Here is a 16,851-nt window from a genome sequence, read left to right on the forward strand (position 1 = left end):
TAATTATCCTTCTATCACCTTTAGATGCACTTTTCTGCTTCTTGGGCCATCAAACTCACAGAAGTAAACACCTTGCCATGTGCCAAGCACAAGACTGCCGTTTGAGACCACAAGTGTTTGATTATGACCAACCGTACTTACCTTTAAGTGTGATGCAGTATTTCCTTCCATATGACGATCCTTTGGATGATCCCATGGATAGACTTCATCTAGACGACGAAGGAAATCAGTTTTGACGTCCGGATCCGCATTTTCATTTACGGTAATTCCGGCGGTGGTGTGCAAAGAGGACACAATAACGATACCATTTTTTACATTTTGATCATGAAGATAAGCTTCAATTTTAGATGTAATGTCAATCATTTCATCGTGCTTATTTGTTCTTACAGACAGCGTCGTTTCCATCTTTAACCTCTCCTTTTTAAAAAGCTTCATCACCTAATAGTCTACTAAAGAATCATTCTATGTTAAAATTTTATGTAATGAAGAATAGAAAGGAAGCGATAAATTTGGTTAAAAAGATACATACTGATCAGGCTCCACAAGCTATTGGACCATATTCACAGGCAATTGATGTTGGGGATTTAATCTTTGTTTCTGGTCAAATACCGTTAGATCCAGAAACAATGGAGGTAGTAGCAGGAGATATTACAGTTCAAACCGAGCAAGTAATGAAAAATTTGCAGGCTATCTTAACAGAAGCAGGCCTCACTTTTAAAAACGTGGCGAAGTTCACGATTTATATTACGAATATGGATGATTTTCAAGCAATCAACGAAACCTATGCAAAATTTTTAGAAGAGCCATATCCAGCACGTGCAACAGTAGAAGTAAGCAAACTTCCAAAAGGTGTAGGCGTAGAAATGGATGTTATCGCGAAGAAATAAGGAAAAGCTAAGTCTCTGCCGAAATTAGGTGGAGGCTTTTTTGATACGTAAAAAGGACCGGGGGGGCTTCCCTCGTTTTTTAAATGAATTTAAAAAATCATTCGTATGATGAGAGGTTTGATTGCTCATTTTTTGGTATGCTTAACAAAAATGATAAAAGGGATTGGTGGAAATGGATAGAGTCAAGCTACAGAACACAGAACTGCATGTATCTTCCTTTTGCCTTGGCACAGCGCAATATGGCACATCCATATCAGAAGCGGAAGCAGTGGAACAACTCAATACGTTTTATGATCAAAATGGTAATTTCATTGATTCAGCGCGAGTATACGGCTCTTGGGAACCTGGCATCGAATCTAAAAGCGAATACATCATCGGAAAGTGGTTAAAGGAAACTGGAGAAAGAGATAAGAAAATTATTGCGACAAAAGGGGCTCATCCTTTCTTAGATAGAAAAGAGGTAGCTCGAGTAAATCCTGCGGAAATTGAAAAAGATTTAGATCATAGTTTAAAAATGCTTCAGACAGATTATATTGATCTCTATATGCTGCATCGCGATGACGAGCGTATTCCGGTAGAGGTCATTATTGATTTTTTAGAAGAGCAAGTGCAGAAGGGGAAGGTCAGATACTACGGTGTTTCAAATTGGCGGTTAGAAAGAATAATAGAGGCACAGAAATATGCAGTAGAACGAAGGTTTAGTGGCATCCAAATAAATCAATTATTGTGGAGCTTAGCAAAGATTAATAAGGAATCACTCGAGGATGATCAGCTGGTGGTAATGGACGAGTCCATGTATCGCTATACAAAAGATACGAAGCTTACAACAATGGCCTATATGCCTTTAGCATCTGGTTTTTTTGAAAAAAAGCTTGCAGGAACATTAACCGAAGCACTCAAGCGTAAATATGAAAATAAGGTGACGGAAGAACTTTTTTCACTCATAAAAGAATATCAATATTCGCCCATCACCTTTAATTTAAAATATATTCAAAGTCATGACTTTTGCTCGATTCCCGTAGCTGGATTTCGCACGACAGAGCAATTAACAGATGCATTAAAAGCTGTTGGGACAAAGATAGACCCAGTCACACTAGAGACGTTATCAGAGGTCAGAGGGTTATAATATTTAAAAAGAAAAAGTCATTAAATAAATTCTGAAACGAAAAGTATATAAACGTATTTTTCTTTTCATATTTGCAAATTAGTTGCATAATAGAAGAGTAAGACATGCTTATAAAAAGGAGATATAATGAATGAAAAAAATTCTATCAATCTTTACCCTATTTCTTATGGGGATGCTCATCTTTACCTCTACTACATTTGCAAGTGTTGGTGATGAAGGCATTGACGAACGCTTTGGCAAGCCTAAGGTAGTACTCGGAGAAGCGTTATCAGAGGATCAAAAAAATGCAGTAAGACAGCTCTTAGATGCAGAAGATCCAGAAACGGTTGAAGAATATATTGTAACAGCAGAAGATTTAGTAAATTATATTGGTGGCGACCCAAGCTCAAATATGTATTCCTCTGCAAAAATAACGCGTAAAGGGGAAGGGCATGGACTCGTTGTAAATATTGTGAATTCAGAAAATATAACCGAAGTGACAAACGAAATGTATGCCAATGCACTCCTTACTGCAGGAGTGGAGAATGCTGACGTTGAAGTTGCTTCTCCATTAAAGGTAAGTGGACATTCTGCATTAACAGGTATCTACAAAGCTTTTAATGTCGATGGAGAGGCACTTGATCAAGATCGAATGGAAGTTGCCAATGAAGAGTTAAATATTGCAACTGACCTTGCTGAGGAGGCAGGTTTAGATCAAGAAAAAGTTAGTGAACTATTAAGTGAGATCAAAAAAGAAATTTCAGAACAAAACCCTGCAACTAAAGAGGATGTAGAGCGAATTGTCAGTGAGCAATTAGACAAGCTCAATATTGAATTAAGCCCAGAAGATCGCGAAATGTTAACCAATTTATTCGATAAAATGCGAAACTTAGATATTGATTTTGGGAAGGTTGCTAATCAATTAGAGGATTTACTTGGAGATATTCAAGGGAAAATTGATGGCGTCAGTGAAGAAGATATTGATGGATTTTGGCAAACTGTCAAAAGCTTTTTCCAAAACATTGCAGATTCAATTCGTGCGATTTTTAATTAATAGATAAACGTCATGGATTCGTTCATGGCGTTTTTATTATAAGGTAGCTCGAGAGTAATAAGGAAGGCCTGACACCGAATTTTAAAATGTTCATGCAGAAAACAGGAGTGATAATATGACGCAAATTTGCTTAGTAAGACATGGAGAAACTGACTGGAATGCTTTAGGAAAGATTCAAGGTACAACCGATATTCCGTTAAACGAAACAGGGAAAAAACAGGCGGAAGCATGTGGTGCATTTTTGAAAGGAACAGATTGGGATGTCTTAATTACAAGCCCGTTAAAAAGAGCAAAAGAAACAGCAGAAATAATTAATACATACATGGATATGCCACTTGAAGAGATGGCGGAATTTAAAGAGCGTTCATTTGGAGATGCAGAAGGAATGACTCCAGAGGAAAGGACAGAGAGGTTTCCAGGTAGAATATATCCGAACCAAGAGGAAGTGGAAACCCTCCATAAGCGTTTAGAAATGGGCTTAGAAAAAATAAATGATCGCTACAAAAATAAAAGAGTCCTGTTAGTTGCTCATGGCGCAGTAATTAATGCTATTTTGTCTGTGTTTTCTGAAGGAGAAATTGGCTCTGGAAAAACGCAGTTAATGAATGCGTGCCTCAGTAATATTTCCTACAAAGAAAATAAATGGGAAATTGCGAATTACAATCAAGTCACACATCTAGATATGACAGACAAAAAAATGCAGAATCAAATCTTTTAAATCAGGTTAAAGTATTTAGATTCTGATTTTCCTATTTTCAAAGTTGTATTTTTATCGGCTCAAATTCGAACAGCTTGCCTTCATAGATAAGTTCAAGACTTGGGTGCTTCTGAAAATCTTCAGGAGTAACAAGTGCTGGAATCTTATCCCAAAGCTTAATTCCGGAACGACTTAGAATCTCTGCAACAAATTGCGAACAAAAATAAGAGTTGCTAAATTCAATCGGCTCATTAACAGATAAGCCTACTACACCAAGAATATTATAAAGAAATCTATTATTATTCTTTATGAAGAATTCTAGTATTCTATGCATCTTTACCAAATCTCTTTCGGTGACTGCTAGCTGATAAATCACACAGGAGGTATCTTTATATTTACTATACGTTCCGGTCATTATATCCTCTTTTACAAATCCACCATGTAAGGGGTTATTCGGTTTCTTTCGACCAAAGCTATACATTTCCTTCAATTCTGGATCAAAAGATAGTGAAGCATGGTTATAAGGTGCTTTTGTATATCTTTTAATGATGGTTGTAAAAAGTGTTCCCGTATCAGACAACATAATATAAACATAATGTTGTTTTTCCATTCGAAATCCCCCACAAAAAATAATTATCTATGTTCTCTTTTCATTATACAGTAATTTCCTTATAATGAATGCAGTTCTTAAAAGAATTGGGTGAAGAATTTGAAGGAAACATTGTGGACATTATTTATTATTTTTCTATTGTTATTAGGTGCAACGATTCTATTTTATATTTTCAAAAAACAACAACCGAAAAGGGATTTTTCAGGCATTCAAGTTCGAGTGAAAACATGGTGGGGCATGTTTGCTATTTTTTGTTTTGCAACGTTATTTAACCCACTTGTTTCTCTTCTTTCGCTATTGATTCTATCTTTTTTTGCGTTAAAAGAATATTACTCTATGCTCGAGACAAAGAAATCTGATCGAAGGATATTCTTATGGTCTTATCTAGCTATACCGCTTCAGTTCTATTGGATCTATATTGGATGGTATGGCATGTTTATTATTTTTATACCGATTTACGTTTTTTTGTTTTTACCACTTCCCCGTATTATTGGAAAGGGAACGGTTGGTTTTTTAAGGTCGGTAAGCTTCACGCAATGGGGCTTGATGCTAATGGTCTTTGGGCTTAGTCATTTGGCATACTTTCAGTTTGCCACGCCTACCTATGGAGCCAATCTCGTATTATTTCTAATTGTCCTTACACAATTAAACGATGTCTTGCATTATCTTTTTTCTGTCTATATCGGCAAGCATAAGATCGTTCCATCTGCGAATGCATTCCTGAGCTGGGAGGGCTTCGTTGCTGCGTTAGTCTTAACAACACTTATCTCTTACTTTATCTATCCATACTTAACGCCATTTGGACTTACGTTTGGAATTTTGTCTGGAGTTATTATAGCTACCGCTGGTTTTGTTGGAAGTTTAACAGTATCGGTTTTAAAGCGGGATCTATTAATCGGGGATAAAAAGAAGTTTGAAACCCTAAAGGGACGATATCTAAGTAGAATTGATAGTTTAACCTACACGTCTCCAGTCTTTTTTCACATCATTCGTTACTTTTTTGATTTTATGTGAGTAAGCATAGAAAGCACAAAAGGGACCAATACTGGTCCCTTTAAACATGACCTATCAAGTTTTCGATTAGTTTGACTAATGCATTCTTTAATAGTCGATGTTTAGCTATTGCCCTTTTGCTGCTCATCACACCAATCGTTTTCGAATGGCGCCTGAAATTTGGTCAATAATCGTGACGGTCACAATAATTACGAGTAAAATCATCCCAACTTCTTCCCAATTTCGATTTAGGTATGCAAAAGTAATTAGTGTGCCAATACCTCCAGCACCAACAATTCCTAATACAGAAGAGGCACGCACATCAATTTCAAATCGATAGATGGCATAGGACATAAATTCAGGTAGAACCTGAGGCATGATTCCATAGAATAAAATTTGAAGTTTGTTAGCCCCACTTGCTTCAAATGCTTCAATTACATGCATATCAATGGATTCAATAACTTCCGCGTATAATTTTCCAAGCATTCCAGTTGATCCAATGGCAATTGCAAGAACCCCGGCAAAGGGATTCGGTCCCACTGCTGCGACAAATAAAATCGCCAGAATAATCTCTGGGAATGCTCTTACTGCCCCTAAGATCCACATGCCAATCGTATTTAGATAACGGTTTTTAACCATGTTCGACGCACATAAAAAGGCAAGAGGAATCGCAAGGATTGCTGCTGCTAATGAACCTGTATAGGCAATAAATATCGTCTCTAGCATCATTTCTAAAATATTACCTGTTTCTTCTATTGCAGGTGTGAAAAATTTAGGAATAATACGATCGAAATTATCAAGGGTTCGTGTGCTAAAAATCGTATCCCATTTGATTGAAATGCTTGTAAAAGTCCATGTGTAAATAGCGAGCAAAATCACAATAGCAGCAATTCTTTTAACTAGGGTCATTGTTTGTTTTGGTTTAGGAGGAATAGTGTGTCTCTTTGTCATACAAGCCCCTCCCTTAATTTACCGCTAATGTAATCAATAACAACAACTACTGCAAATATAATTAGAACAATGGTACTAACAGCAGGGTAATTCATAAAATTGATCTCTTTATTTATTAATTGGCCAATCCCACCTGCTCCTACAAGGCCGAGCACAACGGATGCACGAATATTTATTTCGAATACATACAAGCTAAATGAGATAAATTGTGGAAGAACCTGTGGCACAACCGCATACCAAATCGTCTGAAGCGTATTTCCACCCGAGGCGCGGATTGCTTCAGATGGATTCATATCGATTGCTTCTATTACTTCGCTCATGAGCTTTACTAAAATTCCTACTGCAAAAATAATCAGAGCTATGATTCCAGGGAAAACACCAATGCCAAATAGTCCAACAAAAACAACAGCAAGGATAATATCAGGAATTGTTCGAATAATGTTTAACAAAAAACGCATAATCTGATAAAGAAAATGATTCGTTGTGACATTATTTGCAGTTAATAAGGAAAAAGGAATGCTAATAATAACAGCAATCGTTGTTGCAATAATCGCCATATGTAGTGTTTCAAATAACTTCGGCCAAATATTTGATACATAACTCCACTGTGGTGGGAAAAAGTCTGTTATTAAACCAAATATGTTCGGTAATTTTATAAAAAAATTGAGGATAAAAGACTCTGTAATTATCGAGCTAACTAGGTACAGACTGATCACGAGAATAAAGGAGATGGTGATAATCAGTTTTGTTTTCTTTGGATAGAGGCTAGAAGGAACGTGCTTATTCATGCTCTTCTCCTCCGATAATGTCGTCTTCACGGATCGATCTCCCATATATTTCTTCAAAGGTTTTTTCTGACACACTTGAAGCGGGACCATCATATACAATTTCGCCATCACGCATCCCAATTATCCGGTCTGCATATTCCATCGCCATATCAATGAAGTGTAAATTAACGATGGTGGTGATATTATCCTCTTTGTTTATTTGCTTTAAATATTTCATTACCTGGTGTGAAGTTGGTGGATCTAGACTAGCAACAGGCTCGTCCGCTAATAATAAGGTTGGTTGTTGAGTTAGCACCCTCGCAATACTTACCCGTTGTTGTTGCCCTCCACTAAGCTCATCAGCACGACTATATAATTTGCTTTCGATGTTAACGCGTTTTAAGTTTTCATAGGCAAGCTGCCGATCTTTCTCAGAAAATAAATGGAATATACTTTTCCATGTATCTGTATAGCCAAGTCTTCCAGCGATAACATTCTTCATTACAGTAGATCTTTTAACGAGATTATAGCTCTGAAAGATCATGCCAATTTTTTTTCGTAAATGACGAAGCTCTTTTCCTTTAAAGGATAAAATGTTGTCTCCATTCACCATTAACTTTCCACTCGTAGGAGTTACCAAACGATTAATACTGCGAATAAAGGTTGATTTTCCAGCACCAGATAAGCCTACAATGACAACAAATTCTCCTTCGTTAATTTGAATATTTATATCTTTAAGTCCTTGGGTTCCATTCGGATAAACCAATGACACGTTTTCGAATGTAATCATACATTTTACCTCCAGTTAAGTATCTAACGATGTAAAAAAGGAGAGAAAAATAGCTTCTCTCCTCGTTTTTTTACTATGAAGCTATGAAGCTCTTATTCGTCTAAGCTGATAGAATCACCGAATTTTTCATAGGTACTGCGAACAACATCATATTCACTGTCGTCAGCTTCGATAATGCGATCCCAATTATAAACATCGTTCATGATTTTTATCATCTCATCATTGTCATTGAAGCTTAAGAAGGTTTGTTTAATCTCTTCTTTTAATTCATCATCTACATCGCTTGAAACAGAGATCGTATCATTTGGAATTTCAGCTGTGTAATCTAGAACAACCAACTTTTCCATAATATCGGGATATTCTTCTTCTAACTCACCACGGACATCATCAAAGGTAGTCGCAACATCCGCTTCCCCGTTATAAACGGTAATCGCTGAGTTATCATGTCCACCTGTTTGTATTGATTCTGCGAAAAATTCTGTTTCAGGATCTGCAACATCGAATTCATCCATTATCTGAGCTGCTGGAAATAAGTACCCACTAGTAGAAGTTGGATCGCCATATGCCCAAGTTTTTCCTTCTAAATCTTCCAAGCTCTCTATACCTGAATCTGCTTGCACTAAGTATTGAGCTTTGTACGTACCGCTTCCGTATCGTTCTGATTTAAGTATGACTTCCACGTCATGCTTTTCATTGGCTAAAACATATCCAAAAGCAGGAATAAACCCGATTTGCACTTCATTTGTACCCATTGCTTCGACTAATGCGGTATAATTTGTCATTACTTTTCCTTCCACTTCCACTCCTAATTCTTCTGAGAGTTGTTCAGCTAAAGGTTCGACAGTATCTGCGATTGTATCGGATTCCTGTGAAGGAACAAATCCCATTACTAATGCGTCATCTTCACTACAACCGGCCATGATTACCATCATTAAAAGGCTTGCTAAAACAATTGTTAATTTTCTCATATTTAATCCCCCAAATACTTTTTTGTGTGTTTCTATCGCAATTATGCACTGCTTATAGGCATTTCGCCATACTATTTACCAATACTTAACAAATTTATCTTAGGCTTCATAATTTTTACGTGTGCTTCATCTTTTTCGTTAAAATGAACTAATAAAATGGAGCAAACGTTTTTCTTTCTGTATAATGGTAAGAAGCGAAACTTACAAGTGAGCTTATTGGTTTGAAAATTCGGAGGTTCATCATGAGAAAAATGTGGAAATACATACATTTATATAGAAAATCGATGATTATTGCGCTTAGCTTAATGATCGTAGAGTTGATTGTAGAGTTAGTTCAACCTCTTATTATGGCGAGGATCATTGATGATGGGATTGTTGCTGAAGATCTTGGTGTAGTGTATCGATATGGCGCATTGTTATTAGTACTTACTGTAATTGCGTTTATTGGTGGTGTGAGTAGTTCATTTTTTGCTGCGGATGTGAGTCAAGGGGTAGGTCATGACCTTCGCCGCGACATGTATCGTAACATTCAAATGTTCTCCGCGATGAAGGTGCAACAATTTGCAACATCTACCTTATTAACAAGGATGACGAATGATGTAACGCAGATTCAAGGCCTCTTATTTGCGTTCATGCGTATTATGCTTAGGGCGCCTTTATTTATTATTCTTGGTATAGTGATGTCCTTTATTATTCATCCGCCTTTGGCATGGATTTTGTTATTAACTATTCCAGTGCTGTTTTTTATTATGTTTTGGCTCATGTTAAAAGGCATGAAATATTTTAAATTAGTACAAGAAAAAATTGATCAGGTGAATGGAATTATCAGAGAAAATTTGTTAGCGATTCGCCTTGTGAAAGCTTTTCATCGAATGAAATTTGAAAATAAACGATTTAAAAAAGTAAATACATCGTTAAAGGACAAGAATAAAAAGGCATTATGGGTTATGGAAATCGTGCTTCCAATTACAATGCTTATTATGAACATAGCGATGATCGCATTATTGTGGTTTGGAAATATACAATTAAATGCGGGAGAGGCCCAGGCTGGTGAAGTCGTTGCCATTATTAATTATGCAACACGCATGCTCGCTTCATTCGGTGTATTCTCCTTTTTATTAATGAATGTTTCAAGAGGTAGAGCATCAGCAAAACGAGTCAATGATGTACTTGACGAAGAACCGGATGATGTAACTACTAATTCAGGTGGAACTGCAGAAATCGTTGGCAAGGTTAGTTTTGAAAAGGTAGATTTTGTATATCCAACTACAGAGCAGCTTGTTTTAAAAGACTTAACATTTTCCGTGAATGCTTCAGAAAAAATTGGGATTCTTGGTGAAACGGGGTCGGGTAAATCCACCTTACTTCATCTTATTCCATATTTATATACCGCTTCAGATGGCAGTATATATATCGACGATAAACCAATAACAGATTGGGGCAATCAGGTACGCCATGGTATAACCCTTGTGCCGCAAGAAGGCTTTCTTTTTTCTGGTACGATAAAAGAAAATATTGCATGGGGAAACGAACATTTAACGGATGAGGAAATCACACTAGCAGCAAAAGATGCGATGTTACATGACTTTGTTATGAGTTTACCAGACGGGTACGATACCTTAGTTGGTCAGAGGGGTGTAAATTTATCTGGTGGGCAAAAGCAACGATTATCAATCGCTAGAGCGCTCGCGGATAATCCGAAAATATTATTATTGGATGATAGTACGAGCGCGTTAGATGCAGCAACAGAGGAAACTGTACTCGAAGCAATTAGAAAACGCGCCTGTACAACTTTTCTTGTCTCACAAAAAATAAGTTCTGTTATCGATGCAGATAAAATACTAGTATTGGAAAAGGGTGCTATTGTTGGTCTTGGTAAGCATGAAGAATTGCTAAGAAATAATCAGCTATATCAATTGATCTGGGATTCACAAACGAAAGAGGAGGTGCGTATTGATGAAGTCTAAACAACCAGTAACTGCCAGAGCGCAGTCTCCTCATCATCCACCTTTAAAGAAGAAACCAAAAATAAAAAATCTTAGAGGAACGGTTAGCCGTATATGGAGTTATATGGCGACAGATAAGGTATTATTCTGGGTCGTTATTCTACTTGTGTTTATAAGCTCTGCTCTTTCGTTGCTCGGCCCTTATCTTATTGGCTTGTCTGTAGATACGTTAATAGGAGAAAGCAATTCTTTTTCGTTAACAACGCTTCTTATTATATTATCGCTTGTATTTGTATTTCATTCGATTTCGTTAGCGTTACAGAATTATTGGATGATAGATATCTCCCAACAAACTGTATTTTCTATGCGTAAGGATTTATTTGAGCATGTTATTACCTTACCAATGTTATATTTCCAACGAAAGCAAAGCGGTGATTTAATGAGTCGCTTAACCAATGATATTGAAAATGTAAGTAGAACATTAAATACAGCCGTCATTCAGGTTTCAACAAGTATCTTAACACTGATAGGGACAATTATTGTAATGCTCTTGTTAAGTCCATTATTAACATTACTTACACTTACTATTGTCCCTGTGATGTATTATGGAATGAAGTGGATTACAAAACGTACAGGAACATATTTTAAAGCCCAGCAAAAAGAGCTTGGTGAAATGAATGGCTATTTAGAGGAAACACTTTCTGGTCATACAATGGTAAAATTGTTTCATCAGGAAGAGCGTGTGATTGATAAATTTGCCAAAAATAATGAAAAGCTTAGAGAGGTGAGTTACTGGGCTCAGGTATACTCGGGATTTATTCCCAAACTGATGAACTCTCTAAACAATTTCAGTTTTGCAGTCATTGTTGGCGTTGGTGGCTTACTTGCAATATCAGCTAATAATGTTGTGTCAATTGGTATAATTGTAACCTTTACCACATATGCGAGACAATTCACACGACCATTAAATGATTTAGCCAATCAGTTTAATGTTATTCTCTCAGCAGTAGCTGGTGCGGAACGCGTTTTTGAAGTATTAGATGAAGAAAAAGAAGACGATAACCTGTTAAAGGATCAAAAAGATCATTTTACTATTAGAGGAAATATTAGGTTCGATTCGGTTTCTTTTTATTATAATGAAGAAGAGCAGGTACTAAACAACGTGTCATTTGAGGCACAACAAGGGCAAACAGTTGCGTTAGTAGGTCCTACTGGAGCTGGAAAGACGACAATTATTTCACTGCTTGCTCGTTTTTATGAGCCAAAATCGGGTAAGATATGGATAGATGGAAAAGAAATTGCAAATATAAAACGTGGTGACTTACGAAGTCAATTAGGTATAGTTCTACAGGATGCGTACTTATTTGATACCACTATCCGGGAAAATATTCGATATGGACATTTAAATGCCACGGATCAACAAGTGGAAGAGGCAGCAAAGCTTGCGAATGCACATGCGTTTATTAAGCAACTACCTGATCAATATGATACAGTGTTAGAAGGGAATGGAAGTGGTATTAGTCAAGGGCAACGCCAACTAATATCTATAGCCAGAGCAATGCTATCAGATCCGTCCATATTAATACTAGATGAAGCTACAAGTAGTGTTGATACGATTACAGAAATCCGAATAAATGAGGCATTAAAACGCCTGATGAGAGATAGAACAAGTTTTGTGATTGCACATCGATTAAATACGATTGAACATGCAGATCTGATTCTTGTGTTAGATGAAGGAGAAATAATTGAACAGGGAACACACACGTCTCTATTATTAGATGACGGTTTCTATGCCAACCTTGTTCACACACAACAAAAATCCAGAGCTCAATAGTGTATGGAAATAATCGTCATGGAGGTGTAAATAATGACGAATGGACAACAAGATAATGAAAAAAAACAAGAGCAAATCCGTGTTGATCACGTCGTTAAAGAGATCACAAGGAAGATAAATTATTTAAGTGAAAACGTTAAAGACTTAAAAGAAAGTGTCATTGATATAAGAAGAGAATTCTGGGAAGACGTTACCGTTAACTTGGAAGAGTTAGATGACTTTTACGAAACGGAAGCGAGTATCAAGCAACAAGCAGAATTTTTGAGTGAACGGGAAAGAAGTCACGGTCAGTTTAGTGAACGGATTGATACACTAAAACGATTAAAGGATTCTCCATATTTTGGGCGTATTGATTTTAAGGAAGATGATGAAAAAGAAGAGATGCCAATCTACATTGGTTTAGCATCTGTAATGGATGAGAATGATGAAGAGTTTCTTGTTTATGATTGGCGCGCTCCGATTTCTAGTATGTACTACGATTTCCCACCTGGTCCTGCAAATTACGACACCATGGAAGGAAATATTTCCGGGGAAATATTGTTAAAACGTCAGTATATGATACGAAATGGTGAATTAAAGGGAATGTTTGATACAGGACTTACAATTGGAGATAGTTTATTACAAGCGGTGTTGGGCAATCAGGCGAGTACCAAAATGAAAAGTATTGTAGCGACTATTCAGCGTGAACAGAATCAAATAATTCGGAATGAGAAAAGCAAATTATTAGTGGTTCAAGGTGTAGCTGGTAGCGGAAAGACATCAGCAGCGCTGCAGCGTGTAGCTTATTTGTTGTATCGTTACCGTGAGACATTAACATCAGAACAAATCGTATTATTCTCACCTAATCCATTGTTTAATAGCTATGTAGCTACCGTTCTGCCTGAATTAGGCGAAGATAATATGCAGCAAATGACATTTTATCAATATTTAAATCGTCAATTACCAAAAAGCATTGCATTAGAGTCACCATTTGAACAAATGGAATATTATTTAAATGGTGAAGGTGAAAATTTTAAAACCCGTAAAGAAGCCATGCATATTAAAGCAAGTTTAGCTTTTAAAGCTTTTATTGATGATTACCTCGATCAGCTCGGTGAAGCTGGTATTATTTTCCGAAACGTGACATTCCGCGGGAAGGCAATTGTGAAAAAAGAGGATATAGCTAAATACTTTTATAGCCTAGATGATCATATTTCACTTTCAGACCGAGTGGAAGAAACGATGGAATGGATCACAAAAGAAGTTCGAAGCTTTGAAAAGAAAGAAGTAGGAGCAGACTGGCTTCGTGATGAAATTGAATTACTCGATAAAGAAGATTTTCTTGACGTTCACCAACGCCTTGAAGATCGCCAGCCATTTGAAGAAGATTCGTTTAATGACTATACCAAAGAAGAAGAATTATTGCGTAAGAAAGTATTAACAAGAAAACTGCGCCCGTTAAAAACGAAAATTAAGCGAAAAGCATTTGTGGATCGCTTAAAAACCTATCGTCAGTTATTTGAACAAACAGCTTATCAACGAAAAACGGAAGGTTTAGGAAATGCATGGGAAGCTATAAGTGATTTAACCGCTCAATCCTTGAAGGATAAGCAATTGACATGGGAGGATGCTACGGCCTATGTCTATTTTGAGAAAGAACTAATCGGATTTAATGATGTTCGAACGATTAAGCATGTCTTTATTGATGAAGCGCAGGATTACTCGCCATTCCAATTTGCTTTTATTAAAAAACTTTTCCCTGTTAGTCGCATGACTTTGTTGGGTGATATTAACCAGGCAATCTATGCGCATGCCCTACATGAAGAAAGCTTATTATCAGAAAAGTTGGAAGAGAAGCATGAGCGAGTAGAGCTGACCCGTAGCTACAGATCAACAGAACCAATCGTTTCCTTTACTAAATCCTTTATGCCGAATGGCCATTTAATCGAACCGTTCGAAAGAGATGGAAGCTTGCCTGTTGTTATGGAAGTGGAAAACTTAAAAATGGTCGAGGAAAAAACATTAGACTTTATCGAAATGTATCAAGAAGCGGGGCACCAGACTATTGCTGTGATTGCTAAAACTCTAGCAGAGAGCAAAGAGCTTTATGAATTATTAAAGGATAGAGTAGATGCAGAGCTGATGACACAAGAAACACAAAACTTTGGCAAAGGAGTCGCTATTATTCCAGCATACCTAGCCAAGGGAATCGAATTTGATGCAGTCATTATTCCAAATGCATCAAATGAAAATTATCAGAATGCGCTCGAACGTAATTTATTTTATACCGCTTGTACAAGAGCACAGCATGAATTAGTATTACTTTCCATTGGAGAACCAAGTGCATTTATCCAAGATGTCCCAACGAAACATTACAAGCATTATAAAGTACATGCTATTTTTAAAAACAGTAGGTAAAACTGCTGTTTTTTTTCTTGAAATCATAAGTGAAAATAAAGAGGATTCCACTACAGTTTCAGGCGGTCGCTTTCTGCGGGGCACGAACCCAGCTAACTAGTTAAAGAATAAACTTTTACCAAGTGGCTCTTTGGAGACGTGCTGATCCCGTAGGAGTCGCCTTTCACTTTCGTTTTTCTGTATTTTAAATCCTATAAATAAATTAGAGACAATTAATAAAGCTTCGAAAGATTATAATGCTTCAGAGGAAAAGGAAGCAATTTTTCGAAGTCTTATTTAAAGACGAACCGCCTATTAATAAAATTAATAGTAAAATTACGTCTAGATCCGCTCCATTATTTATAGATAATAGGAAGTGTTAAAAGTTTATACTTACCTTTAAAGAGATATGAAAGCGTTTCAAGCAGAAATGTTTAAAATATACGAAATTTGTGTAAATATAATAGGGAGCGTTAAATTTGAAGGAGGCAATCGTATGGTTACAAATTTACAATCTACAACAAAGCTTCATAACGGAGTGGAAATGCCTTGGTTTGGCTTAGGTGTATTCCAAGTAGAAGATGGACAAGAAGTAATAAACTCTGTTAAATGGGCAATCAAACATGGTTATAAAAGCATTGATACAGCTGCAATCTATAAAAATGAAGCAGGAGTAGGACAAGGCATCAAAGAATCAGGTGTAAATCGTGAGGATTTATTCATTACCTCCAAACTATGGAATGGTGATCAAGGCTATGAAGAAACACTTAAGGCTTTTGAAACCACTTTAGATAAATTAGGCACAGAATATTTAGATTTATATCTTATACACTGGCCAGTGCCAGAGTTAAATAAATATAAAGAGTCATGGAAAGCAATGGAGAAGCTATATAAAGATGGCAAAATCAAAGCGATTGGTGTAAGTAACTTTAAAGAGCATCACTTAGATGACTTAATTAAAGATTCTGAAATTGTGCCAATGGTTAACCAAGTGGAATTTCATCCACACTTAACCCAAAAATCATTATTAGCATATTGTAAAGAGCACAATATACAAATGGAAGCTTGGTCTCCATTAAAGCAGGGTGAGGTACTAGCTGATCCTACTTTAACAGACATTGCAAAACGCCATGAGAAGACTACAGCGCAAGTGATTCTTCGCTGGGATCTCCAGCACGGCGTTGTTACGATTCCAAAATCAGTGAAAGAGCATCGTATTATTGAAAATGCGGACGTATTTGATTTTGAACTAACAGATGAAGAAATGTCACTTATTGATCAATTAAATCAAGATGAGCGCAGTGGCCCAGATCCAGATGAATTTAACCGCAGATAATAAATACAAGCACTTAGCTATTTTCACAGCTAAGTGCTTTTTTCTGTGCGACTGGCGGAATAAAGCGATAGTGTGGCGGAATTAAGCAATAGAGCGGCGGAATAAAGCGATATCGTGGCGGAATAAAGGGATAACGCGGCGGAATACCAAACAACGCTGGCGGAATTCACCACCCATCTCGAATAAAACAAGTCATTATAGAAAAAAGATTAATATATGTTAAGATTAATAGTGTAAACACTAGCTAGGAGGGAAATAATAGCATGGCCTTTGTAATTACAGCACCCTGCGAGACAGAAAAAGCAGGAGAATGCACAACAGTTTGCCCAGTAGATTGTATTGTAGAAGGAACAGACCAATTTTATATAGATCCAGATATTTGTATCGATTGTGGAGCATGTAAGGCAGTGTGTCCAGTAGATGCGATCGAGGAAGAATACGATTTATTACCCGATCAGGAAGTATACTTAGAAAAAGCTGAAGCCTTTTTCGCGAAATAAAAAGAAAGCACGTACGAAGTTAATCAATCACTTCGTA

General features: G+C 36.7%; 16 protein-coding genes. 10 read left to right on the forward strand and 6 right to left on the reverse strand.

The annotated features are described in order from the left end of the window. Positions 1 to 3 precede the first annotated feature (3 nt). Positions 4 to 405: a secondary thiamine-phosphate synthase enzyme YjbQ gene (locus DFR57_RS14645; RefSeq protein ID WP_114353965.1), complete on the reverse strand. Its 402-nt coding sequence runs from the start codon at positions 403 to 405 to the stop codon at positions 4 to 6. Between the two features lie 104 nt (positions 406 to 509). Here DFR57_RS14645 and DFR57_RS14650 point away from each other — a divergent pair, with 104 nt between their 5' ends. The 4 genes from DFR57_RS14650 (at position 510) to DFR57_RS14665 (ending at position 3,764) form a co-directional block, all read left to right on the forward strand. After that, positions 510 to 887: a RidA family protein gene (locus DFR57_RS14650; protein WP_114353966.1), complete on the forward strand. Its 378-nt coding sequence runs from the start codon at positions 510 to 512 to the stop codon at positions 885 to 887. A gap of 172 nt (positions 888 to 1,059) precedes the next feature. Then, complete coding sequence (locus tag DFR57_RS14655) at positions 1,060 to 2,013, forward strand: aldo/keto reductase (RefSeq protein ID WP_114353967.1); 954 nt, start codon at positions 1,060 to 1,062, stop codon at positions 2,011 to 2,013. Positions 2,014 to 2,143: 130 nt separating this feature from the next. Further along, positions 2,144 to 3,046 (forward strand): DUF1002 domain-containing protein, encoded by a 903-nt coding sequence (locus DFR57_RS14660; protein WP_114353968.1) that lies wholly within the window; start codon positions 2,144 to 2,146, stop codon positions 3,044 to 3,046. A gap of 115 nt (positions 3,047 to 3,161) precedes the next feature. Continuing rightward, the gene (locus DFR57_RS14665) at positions 3,162 to 3,764 is read left to right on the forward strand and encodes a histidine phosphatase family protein (protein WP_114353969.1); all 603 of its coding nucleotides are present in this window, start codon (positions 3,162 to 3,164) and stop codon (positions 3,762 to 3,764) included. A 37-nt stretch (positions 3,765 to 3,801) separates the two neighbouring features. Here the strand turns inward: DFR57_RS14665 and DFR57_RS14670 are convergent, their stop codons facing one another. Next, positions 3,802 to 4,353, reverse strand: a complete 552-nt coding sequence (locus tag DFR57_RS14670; RefSeq protein ID WP_114353970.1) for a hypothetical protein — start codon at positions 4,351 to 4,353, stop codon at positions 3,802 to 3,804. A 99-nt stretch (positions 4,354 to 4,452) separates the two neighbouring features. Here DFR57_RS14670 and DFR57_RS14675 point away from each other — a divergent pair, with 99 nt between their 5' ends. After that, on the forward strand, positions 4,453 to 5,367 hold the full coding sequence (locus DFR57_RS14675; RefSeq protein WP_114353971.1) for a phosphatidate cytidylyltransferase: 915 nt from the start codon (positions 4,453 to 4,455) through the stop codon (positions 5,365 to 5,367). A gap of 126 nt (positions 5,368 to 5,493) precedes the next feature. Here DFR57_RS14675 and phnE (DFR57_RS14680) read toward each other — a convergent pair whose 3' ends face one another. The 4 genes from phnE (DFR57_RS14680) to DFR57_RS14695 form a co-directional block, all read right to left on the reverse strand. Beyond that, positions 5,494 to 6,297: a phosphonate ABC transporter, permease protein PhnE gene (gene phnE / locus DFR57_RS14680; RefSeq protein WP_114353972.1), complete on the reverse strand. Its 804-nt coding sequence runs from the start codon at positions 6,295 to 6,297 to the stop codon at positions 5,494 to 5,496. Continuing rightward, positions 6,294 to 7,085, reverse strand: a complete 792-nt coding sequence (phnE, locus tag DFR57_RS14685; RefSeq protein WP_114353973.1) for a phosphonate ABC transporter, permease protein PhnE — start codon at positions 7,083 to 7,085, stop codon at positions 6,294 to 6,296. The genes phnE (DFR57_RS14680) and phnE (DFR57_RS14685) overlap by 4 nt, the downstream gene beginning before the upstream one ends. Then, the gene (gene phnC, locus DFR57_RS14690) at positions 7,078 to 7,854 is read right to left on the reverse strand and encodes a phosphonate ABC transporter ATP-binding protein (RefSeq protein WP_114353974.1); all 777 of its coding nucleotides are present in this window, start codon (positions 7,852 to 7,854) and stop codon (positions 7,078 to 7,080) included. The genes phnE (DFR57_RS14685) and phnC overlap by 8 nt, the downstream gene beginning before the upstream one ends. Before the next feature lie 92 nt (positions 7,855 to 7,946). Continuing rightward, a complete protein-coding gene (locus DFR57_RS14695) occupies positions 7,947 to 8,822 on the reverse strand; it encodes a phosphate/phosphite/phosphonate ABC transporter substrate-binding protein (protein ID WP_114353975.1) in 876 nt (291 codons plus the stop codon). A gap of 242 nt (positions 8,823 to 9,064) precedes the next feature. Here DFR57_RS14695 and DFR57_RS14700 point away from each other — a divergent pair, with 242 nt between their 5' ends. The 5 genes from DFR57_RS14700 (at position 9,065) to DFR57_RS14720 (ending at position 16,814) form a co-directional block, all read left to right on the forward strand. Then, positions 9,065 to 10,789 carry an ABC transporter ATP-binding protein gene (locus tag DFR57_RS14700; protein ID WP_114353976.1) on the forward strand — a complete coding sequence of 575 codons (1,725 nt, stop codon included), beginning with the start codon at positions 9,065 to 9,067 and terminating at the stop codon, positions 10,787 to 10,789. Beyond that, entirely contained in the window at positions 10,779 to 12,602 is a 1,824-nt protein-coding gene (locus tag DFR57_RS14705) for an ABC transporter ATP-binding protein (RefSeq protein ID WP_114353977.1), read from the forward strand. The genes DFR57_RS14700 and DFR57_RS14705 overlap by 11 nt, the downstream gene beginning before the upstream one ends. A gap of 33 nt (positions 12,603 to 12,635) precedes the next feature. After that, positions 12,636 to 14,999, forward strand: coding sequence for an RNA polymerase recycling motor HelD (helD, locus tag DFR57_RS14710; protein ID WP_114353978.1), 2,364 nt, complete (start codon positions 12,636 to 12,638; stop codon positions 14,997 to 14,999). A gap of 475 nt (positions 15,000 to 15,474) precedes the next feature. After that, on the forward strand, positions 15,475 to 16,314 hold the full coding sequence (locus tag DFR57_RS14715; protein ID WP_114353979.1) for an aldo/keto reductase: 840 nt from the start codon (positions 15,475 to 15,477) through the stop codon (positions 16,312 to 16,314). Positions 16,315 to 16,577: 263 nt separating this feature from the next. Continuing rightward, positions 16,578 to 16,814, forward strand: coding sequence for a ferredoxin family protein (locus DFR57_RS14720; RefSeq protein WP_114353980.1), 237 nt, complete (start codon positions 16,578 to 16,580; stop codon positions 16,812 to 16,814). Positions 16,815 to 16,851: the final 37 nt, after the last annotated feature.

The organism is Saliterribacillus persicus, assembly GCF_003337485.1.
In the GTDB taxonomy this organism is placed as follows: Bacteria; Bacillota; Bacilli; order Bacillales; family Amphibacillaceae; genus Saliterribacillus; species Saliterribacillus persicus.

Coding starts and splice junctions, on each gene's coding strand:
- DFR57_RS14665 (WP_114353969.1), top strand. CDS start 3,162: ATGACGCAAATTTGCTTAGTAAGACATGGAGAAACTGACTGGAATGCT.
- phnE (WP_114353973.1), bottom strand. CDS start 7,085: ATGAATAAGCACGTTCCTTCTAGCCTCTATCCAAAGAAAACAAAACTG.
- DFR57_RS14715 (WP_114353979.1), top strand. CDS start 15,475: ATGGTTACAAATTTACAATCTACAACAAAGCTTCATAACGGAGTGGAA.
- phnE (WP_114353972.1), bottom strand. CDS start 6,297: ATGACAAAGAGACACACTATTCCTCCTAAACCAAAACAAACAATGACC.
- DFR57_RS14660 (WP_114353968.1), top strand. CDS start 2,144: ATGAAAAAAATTCTATCAATCTTTACCCTATTTCTTATGGGGATGCTC.
- DFR57_RS14720 (WP_114353980.1), top strand. CDS start 16,578: ATGGCCTTTGTAATTACAGCACCCTGCGAGACAGAAAAAGCAGGAGAA.
- DFR57_RS14655 (WP_114353967.1), top strand. CDS start 1,060: ATGGATAGAGTCAAGCTACAGAACACAGAACTGCATGTATCTTCCTTT.
- DFR57_RS14645 (WP_114353965.1), bottom strand. CDS start 405: ATGGAAACGACGCTGTCTGTAAGAACAAATAAGCACGATGAAATGATT.
- DFR57_RS14700 (WP_114353976.1), top strand. CDS start 9,065: ATGAGAAAAATGTGGAAATACATACATTTATATAGAAAATCGATGATT.
- DFR57_RS14695 (WP_114353975.1), bottom strand. CDS start 8,822: ATGAGAAAATTAACAATTGTTTTAGCAAGCCTTTTAATGATGGTAATC.
- phnC (WP_114353974.1), bottom strand. CDS start 7,854: ATGATTACATTCGAAAACGTGTCATTGGTTTATCCGAATGGAACCCAA.
- DFR57_RS14670 (WP_114353970.1), bottom strand. CDS start 4,353: ATGGAAAAACAACATTATGTTTATATTATGTTGTCTGATACGGGAACA.
- helD (WP_114353978.1), top strand. CDS start 12,636: ATGACGAATGGACAACAAGATAATGAAAAAAAACAAGAGCAAATCCGT.
- DFR57_RS14705 (WP_114353977.1), top strand. CDS start 10,779: ATGAAGTCTAAACAACCAGTAACTGCCAGAGCGCAGTCTCCTCATCAT.